Here is a 6944-nt window from a genome sequence, read left to right on the forward strand (position 1 = left end):
GGAAGCGCCATGGCACACGAATTCAAGGAGATATCGCCGAACGCCACCTTGGGCGCCAAGGCCGGCAACTGGCTGGAGAACCGCTTTCCCACGGCATTTGAGGCCTACCGGGTCCATATGTCGGAGTACTACGCGCCAAAGAACTTCAACTTCTGGTACATCTTTGGCTCGCTGGCGCTTTTGGTGCTGGTGATCCAGATCGTCACGGGCATCTTCTTGGTGATGCACTACAAGCCCGATGCCGAAAAGGCCTTCGCCTCGGTCGAGTACATCATGCGCGATGTGCCCTGGGGCTGGCTGATCCGGACCATGCATTCCACCGGCGCCTCGGCCTTCTTTGTCGTGGTCTACCTGCATATGTTCCGCGGCCTCCTGTATGGCAGCTACCGCAAGCCGCGTGAGCTGGTCTGGGTCTTTGGCTGCGCGATCTTCCTGTGCCTGATGGCCGAGGCCTTCATGGGCTACCTGCTGCCCTGGGGCCAGATGTCGTACTGGGGCGCGCAGGTGATCGTCAACCTGTTCTCGGCCATTCCCTTTATCGGCCCGGACCTGGCGCTGCTGATCCGGGGCGACTATGTGGTGGGCGATGCAACCCTGAACCGTTTCTTCAGCTTCCATGTGATTGCCGTGCCGCTGGTGCTGCTGGGCCTGGTTGCTGCGCACTTGCTAGCCTTGCATGATGTGGGCTCCAACAACCCCGATGGCATCGAGATCAAGGGCCCGAATGCGCCCAAGGATGCGCAGGGCCGGCCGCTCGACGGCGTGCCTTTCCACCCGTACTACACCGTGCATGACCTGTTTGGTGTGGCGGTGTTCCTGTTCATCTTCTCGGCCATTGTGTTCTTTGCGCCGGAGATGGGTGGCTACTTCCTCGAATACAACAACTTCATCCCGGCCGACCCGCTCAAGACGCCCAACCATATTGCGCCCGTGTGGTATTTCACGCCGTTCTATTCGATGCTGCGTGCCATCACCAGCGAGATGATGGTCGCCTTGTCGGTGATCCTGGTCGCAGCCGTGGCCTATGTCTGCATCAAGACCCGCATGGCCGCCATCCTCAAGGGCTTGCTGGTGCTGGTGGCGCTGGTGGTGCTGGCGCTGTTTGGTGCCTTTGCCTTCACCGGCATTGCAGCGCTGGGCGGAATCGACGCCAAGTTCTGGGGGGTGGTGGTGATGGGCTTGGCCGTGATCATCCTGTTCTTCCTGCCCTGGCTGGACCACAGCCCGGTGCGCTCCATCCGCTACCGCCCGCACTGGCACAAGTATGTGTATGCGGTGTTTGTCGTGAACTTCGTGGTGCTCGCCTATCTGGGGGTGCAGCCGCCATCGCCGATTGGCGAAAAGGTCTCCCAGGTAGGTACCTTGTTCTACTTTGGCTTTTTTCTGCTGATGCCGTGGTGGAGCCGCAAAGGCACACCCAAGCCGGTGCCTGAGCGTGTCACCTTCCATGCGCACTGAACCAGAAAGCATCCCACGATGAAAAAAATCATTCTCTCCGCATGCCTGGGTCTGGGCGTGCTTTTAGGGGCCGGTGCTGTGCAGGCGGCCGAAGGCGGCGTGGCCTGGGACAAGTTCAAGCCCGACACCACCAACACCACTTCCTTGCAAAACGGCGCCAAGCTGTTTGTGAACTACTGCCTCAGCTGCCACTCGGCGGCCTTCATGCGTTACAACCGCTTGCAGGATATCGGCCTCACCGAGCAGCAGATCAAGGACAACCTGCTGTTCACCACCGACAAGGTGGGTGAGACGATGAAGGCGGCCATCGATCCGAAGCAGGCCAAGGAATGGTTTGGCGCCAACCCGCCAGATCTCACCTTGGTAGCGCGCTCACGCGCGAGCCACCAGGGCACCGGTGCCGACTACCTCTACACCTTCCTGCGCGGCTTCTACAAGGACGACACCAAGGCCACCGGCTGGAACAACATGGCCTTCCCCTCGGTGGGCATGCCCCATGTGCTATGGGAACTGCAAGGCGTGCGCGTGCCGGTCTACCAAGAAGTAGAGGAGCATGGACACAAAACCCAGGTGTTCACTGGCTGGCAACAGGTCACCCCGGGCAAGCTGACTTCCACCGAATTCGATAAGAGTGTGGGTGATTTGGTGAACTATCTACAATGGATGGGTGATCCCAGCCAGAACACCCGCATGCGCGTCGGCGTCGGGGTGCTGATATTTTTGCTGGGACTCATCTTCATCACCTGGCGCCTGAATGCGGCGTTCTGGAAAGACGTGAAGTAAACGTATTTGCGTGCAGCCGGTTCAGTCCCTGTGAGCAGGGCTTGAATTGGGGTAGCCGATTTGTGTAGAGTGGGCGGCATTGACTGCAGTCCACTCTTTTTTGATTTTGAGGAGCCTCTCACCATGATGGTGCTTTATTCGGGAACGACCTGCCCTTTCTCCCACCGCTGCCGCTTTGTGCTGTTTGAAAAGGGGATGGATTTCGAGATCCGTGATGTGGACCTGTTCAACAAGCCCGAAGACATCAGCGTGATGAACCCCTATGGCCAGGTGCCTATCCTGGTCGAGCGCGACCTGATCCTGTACGAGTCGAACATCATCAACGAGTACATCGACGAGCGCTTTCCCCACCCACAGCTGATGCCCGGCGACCCCGTCGAGCGTGCCCGTGTGCGCCTGTTCCTGCTGAACTTCGAAAAAGAGCTGTTCACGCACGTGCACACCTTGGAAGAGCGTGCCGTCAAGGGCAACGAGAAGGCACTGGAAAAGGCCCGCGCACAGATCCGTGACCGCCTGACCCAGATGGCTCCGGTGTTCCTGAAGAACAAGTTCATCCTGGGTGAGAACTTCTCGATGCTGGACGTGGCCATTGCGCCGTTGCTGTGGCGCCTGGATTACTACGGTATCGAGCTGTCCAAGAACGCAGCGCCGCTGCTCAAGTATGCCGAGCGCATCTTCTCGCGTCCCGCCTACATCGAGGCGCTGACGCCGTCCGAAAAGGTCATGCGCAAGTAAAAGCCGCCTGGCCCGCCACTGGGCGGGCAGCGCTGCGGGGCCGTGCTCCGTGGCGCTGGAGAGCGCAGAAAGTGTCCTATGAGTGAAATCCAGACAACATCCACCCAGCCGTACCTGATCCGCGCCTGGGTGGAGTGGTGCAATGACAATGGCCTGACCCCGTACCTGAGCGTTCGCGTCGACAAGACGGTGCTGGTGCCGCGCGAGTTTGTCAAAGACGGCGAAATTGTGCTGAACATCAGCTATGACGCAACGAGTGCGCTCAAACTGGGCAATGACTACATCGAGTTCACCGCCCGTTTTGGCGGCGTGCCGCGCGACATCATGGTGCCCGTCAGCCGCGTGGTTGCCATTTTTGCGCGTGAAACCGGCCAGGGCATGGGCTTTCCGCCGCCTGAGGACCTGCTTGATGACGATGCCGACATCGCGATGGCTGCGCTCGAAGGCGCTGGCGATGCGGGCGAACCGGCTGGCGAGGCCAACGCTGCGTCTCCGGTGATGCAGGTCGTGACCTCCAGCGACGAGCCTCCGGCTCCCGATGGCAAGTCGCCCGGCCGCGCAGGCAAGGGCGGCAAGCCGTCACTCAAACTGGTCAAATAGGCCTCATTCGGCTTTGTTACGGGCAATCCCGTATAGAATGCCGTGTGTTGCCGGTTTAGCTCAGTTGGTAGAGCAACCGCCTTGTAAGCGGTAGGTCATCAGTTCGATTCCGATAACCGGCACCATCCGACTATCCCAGGTAGTCTCAAATCCTCTTAAAACCCGCATGTTTCCTAGCATTGCGGGTTTTTTGTTGTCTCAGGAGCTATTGCGTAACCCCGCTACATACCGCCAAAATGTCGGTGATTGTGTCGGTATGTGGAGGCAGTGTCCATCCAGATACCGACAGGCACTGTTACAGATGGGAGATTGCTATGCCTCTACCGGATACCTTCGTACGCCAGGTGAAGCACTCGGGCAAGGTCAACGGGGACAAGTACGCCGATGGCGGGGGAATGTATTTGCTGGTCAAGGCGGCCGGCAAGTACTGGCGGATGGACTATCGCTTTGCCGACAAGCGCAAGACGCTGGCCCTGGGTATCTATCCCGATGTTTCGCTTGCTAAGGCCCGCCAGCGCCGCCAGGAGGCCCGCGAGCTGCTGGCTGATGGCGTAGACCCAGCTGAGGCGAAAAAGGCCAAGGAGGCCCAAGCGGTGACTGTGATGTCAAATACCGTCAAAGCCATCGGCGATCTCTGGCTGAGCACCAAAAAGGGCGGCTGGAGCGACGCACACTACGAGCGTGAGCACCGCAACCTAGAGAAAGATGTTTACCCTTACATCGGAGCCAGGCCGATCTGCCAGATTGAACCGCCTGAGCTGTTGAGAGTGATACGCCGGGTAGAGGATCGCGGAGCGTTGGACGTGGCCCATAGGGTGCTGTTAACCAGCCGGGGCGTGTGGCAGCACGCGGTCGCGGAGGGCTACGCGCAGCGTGACATAACCCAGGACATTAAAAAGGCGCTCAAGACGCACACCAAGCAGAATTACCCCGCCATCACCAATCCCACTGAACTTGGCAAGCTGCTAAGGGCATGCGCGGGCTACAAGGGAGGGCCTGTGGTACGGGCGGCGCTGGCCATCGTCCCTGTGCTATTTCAGCGGCCCGGCAACATTCGCACAATGCGCTGGGCGGATCTCGATCTTGATGATGGCATGTGGGCCATTCCGAGCGCTGACATGAAGCGCACCAAAGCTCAGAAGCTCAATGGTGCTGAGCACCTGGTTCCGCTTCCCCGCCAGGTTGTGGAAGTGCTGCGAGAGCTGCAGCCGCTGACTGGTGGGAGGGAGTACGTTTTTCCTGGCCTGCGTGACCCCAAAGCGCCTATGTCAGAGGCCGCTGTGAGTGCTGCTCTCAACGCGATGGGCTACAAGAATATTCAGACCTGGCACGGCTTCCGCGCGACTGGGCGAACCATCATTCGGGAGCAACTGCGCTACCCCAAGGATGTGATCGAGTACCAGCTCGCCCACAAGGGTCAGGTTACTCACGGCGGGGCTTATGACCGCGCCGAGTATTTAGACGAACGCAGAGAGATGTTGCAAACATGGGCCGACTACCTTGACAAGCTTAAGGCCGGGGCTGCTGTGATACCGTTCCGAGCATAGAGCATTTTGGTTTTGGGGAATTTTATGAGTGCTGAGCCATATTACGAATCAAACTTTGAGGCTGATTCTCCGGAGAAACAATATAGGCAGTATATTGACAAATGGCTTGTTGATAAGACTGAGAATATTCGTGCTCATAAGCTGAAAGCTAGGCAGCGTAAATTTGCTAAAGCTGCTCCTAATCAGAAAAGAGAGTCCTCGGTAGAGCTGATACCTGTCTTGCAAAAGCCTAAGAAGAGGTTTTTTGTTAGAGCTAATAAATTTAGACAGGCTATAGATGATGCGGTTGATAACTTCCTTGCGATCTGCGAGAGATTTGGTCTAAAGGCGGGTTCGATTGCTCCAACTTCATTGGAAAATGCCTGTTTGGCCAAGGATAGTCGATTCTTGCCTGCTGAATTAGTCAGTTTAATTATTAGGCATGAAGAAGTTAAAGAGGCTCTTGGAGATTTGTCTCTGGTGATCGCAGTTAATCAAGAGGCACTGATTGAGGGACGTAAGATACCTGCAAATCCAAATGAAATTGCAAGGCACTCTAGCAGGGTAAGGCGGTTTTTCCGTGCTGGCGCAAATTCATATATCGAAAAGCTTAAACAGCTAGAAGATGGAGTTGATGCGCTAAAGGATATGACCGGGGAAGAGTTAAATCAAATTGAAGGTGATTTGAGGAAGATAGCTGATGCAGTAACTGGGGTTGCTGAGAGAATTGCTAAAGAAATCAGACGGAGAGATGCTCAAGCAGGCGCATCTGGCAAGCTTGCCAAAGACCCCAAGCAATTGGCAAAGCAGCAGGTTCGTGAATGCTGGGATATATGGAGAGGTGAGCCGTCCAGGTATAAGAGTAAGTCGGCCTTTGCGAAAGATATGCTCAGCAAGTATGAACAGCTTGAAAGTTCCGAGGTTATTCAGCGCTGGTGTCGAGAATGGGATTCTGAACTGAGCAAGCAGAGTTAGAACTTAGCTGGCAAACTTCGGATTGTGCTTGCGAGGTTCTAACTTTGCTGGCATGGTGCTATATATTTTATAGCTGAATATTGTTTCAATCACTCCATACCGCAGCACATGATGCAACGCGGGTTCAAATGGAGTGATACATGGCATCAATTCAGTCTTACCGCCCAAAGCAAGCCGCCGAGCTGCTGGGCATTGGTACTGCAACCCTCTGGCGCTGGATCAAGAGCCGCCCAGACTTTCCCCAGCCCATCCGACTATCTGCCCGCTGCACGGTTATTCCCGCTGACAAGCTGCTTGCCTGGCGAGATGCCCAGGCTGGAAAGTGAGGCGCAGAATGTCTTGCGTAATCTCACACAGTCGCTATACTGGTGGCAAGCCGAAAGGCCCGGTGCGTAAGAACACCTCTTCCGAAGCGTTTGCAACCCCCAACGATAAGCGGGGTTTTGTCATGCCCAGAATTTTGACGGGGCTGAGTATTCAGCACGTCCAATGGTTACGGGGCATGGTGGGGGCTATCCGTAAGGACGCCCGCACGGCTTCGGACGTGTTCTTAACCACCATGCTCCACCTGTTGCGCGTAAGAACGCATCAAGTGGTTTTCTTGAATCCCGAAGGAACCAAGACCATGACCGCTACCCTCCGTGCGCACACTGCTGCGCCAACGTCCCCCCAGGCCAATACGGCCACCATCCCTGCTGACCGCCTGCACGCCGTTCTGGGCGCATACAACGCTGCCAACCTGGCATCGAGCTACATCGAGCGCGGCAACTTCCTCGCCGCCCGCCGCAAGCGAGGGTGTGCAGAATTTTGTGTAAACGGCCAATTCACTGCAGGCGACAGCCTGCTTGTCCGTAAACACAATGACAT

At 56.8% G+C, this 6944-nt stretch carries 8 protein-coding genes and 1 tRNA gene; all 9 read left to right on the forward strand.

Annotated features, from left to right (window positions below):
• Positions 1 to 9: 9 nt before the first annotated feature.
• Positions 10 to 1458 carry a cytochrome b gene (locus WH303_RS16540; protein ID WP_021027798.1) on the forward strand — a complete coding sequence of 483 codons (1449 nt, stop codon included), beginning with the start codon at positions 10 to 12 and terminating at the stop codon, positions 1456 to 1458.
• Positions 1459 to 1476: 18 nt separating this feature from the next.
• Positions 1477 to 2241, forward strand: a complete 765-nt coding sequence (locus WH303_RS16545) for a cytochrome c1 (RefSeq protein ID WP_339519826.1) — start codon at positions 1477 to 1479, stop codon at positions 2239 to 2241.
• A 123-nt stretch (positions 2242 to 2364) separates the two neighbouring features.
• Positions 2365 to 2976 (forward strand): glutathione S-transferase N-terminal domain-containing protein, encoded by a 612-nt coding sequence (locus WH303_RS16550; protein WP_116927111.1) that lies wholly within the window; start codon positions 2365 to 2367, stop codon positions 2974 to 2976.
• A gap of 78 nt (positions 2977 to 3054) precedes the next feature.
• Complete coding sequence (locus WH303_RS16555; RefSeq protein ID WP_339519828.1) at positions 3055 to 3576, forward strand: ClpXP protease specificity-enhancing factor; 522 nt, start codon at positions 3055 to 3057, stop codon at positions 3574 to 3576.
• A gap of 49 nt (positions 3577 to 3625) precedes the next feature.
• A tRNA-Thr gene (locus WH303_RS16560) sits at positions 3626 to 3701 on the forward strand.
• 189 nt (positions 3702 to 3890) lie between these two features.
• Positions 3891 to 5123, forward strand: a complete 1233-nt coding sequence (locus WH303_RS16565; RefSeq protein WP_339519830.1) for a tyrosine-type recombinase/integrase — start codon at positions 3891 to 3893, stop codon at positions 5121 to 5123.
• A gap of 24 nt (positions 5124 to 5147) precedes the next feature.
• Positions 5148 to 6077, forward strand: a complete 930-nt coding sequence (locus tag WH303_RS16570) for a hypothetical protein (protein ID WP_339519832.1) — start codon at positions 5148 to 5150, stop codon at positions 6075 to 6077.
• A gap of 140 nt (positions 6078 to 6217) precedes the next feature.
• Positions 6218 to 6403, forward strand: a complete 186-nt coding sequence (locus tag WH303_RS16575) for a helix-turn-helix transcriptional regulator (protein ID WP_339519833.1) — start codon at positions 6218 to 6220, stop codon at positions 6401 to 6403.
• Positions 6404 to 6465: 62 nt separating this feature from the next.
• Positions 6466 to 6944: hypothetical protein (locus WH303_RS16580; protein ID WP_339519835.1), on the forward strand; the 479-nt coding region annotated here is incomplete at its 3' end.

The organism is Comamonas sp. MYb69 (assembly GCF_037479315.1).
Lineage (GTDB): Bacteria > Pseudomonadota > Gammaproteobacteria > Burkholderiales > Burkholderiaceae_C > Comamonas.

Excerpts from the sequence above, each read along its gene's own strand:
- WH303_RS16540 (WP_021027798.1), top strand. The coding sequence starts at position 10 with ATGGCACACGAATTCAAGGAGATATCGCCGAACGCCACCTTGGGCGCC.
- WH303_RS16545 (WP_339519826.1), top strand. The coding sequence starts at position 1,477 with ATGAAAAAAATCATTCTCTCCGCATGCCTGGGTCTGGGCGTGCTTTTA.
- WH303_RS16550 (WP_116927111.1), top strand. The coding sequence starts at position 2,365 with ATGATGGTGCTTTATTCGGGAACGACCTGCCCTTTCTCCCACCGCTGC.
- WH303_RS16555 (WP_339519828.1), top strand. The coding sequence starts at position 3,055 with ATGAGTGAAATCCAGACAACATCCACCCAGCCGTACCTGATCCGCGCC.
- WH303_RS16565 (WP_339519830.1), top strand. The coding sequence starts at position 3,891 with ATGCCTCTACCGGATACCTTCGTACGCCAGGTGAAGCACTCGGGCAAG.
- WH303_RS16570 (WP_339519832.1), top strand. The coding sequence starts at position 5,148 with ATGAGTGCTGAGCCATATTACGAATCAAACTTTGAGGCTGATTCTCCG.
- WH303_RS16575 (WP_339519833.1), top strand. The coding sequence starts at position 6,218 with ATGGCATCAATTCAGTCTTACCGCCCAAAGCAAGCCGCCGAGCTGCTG.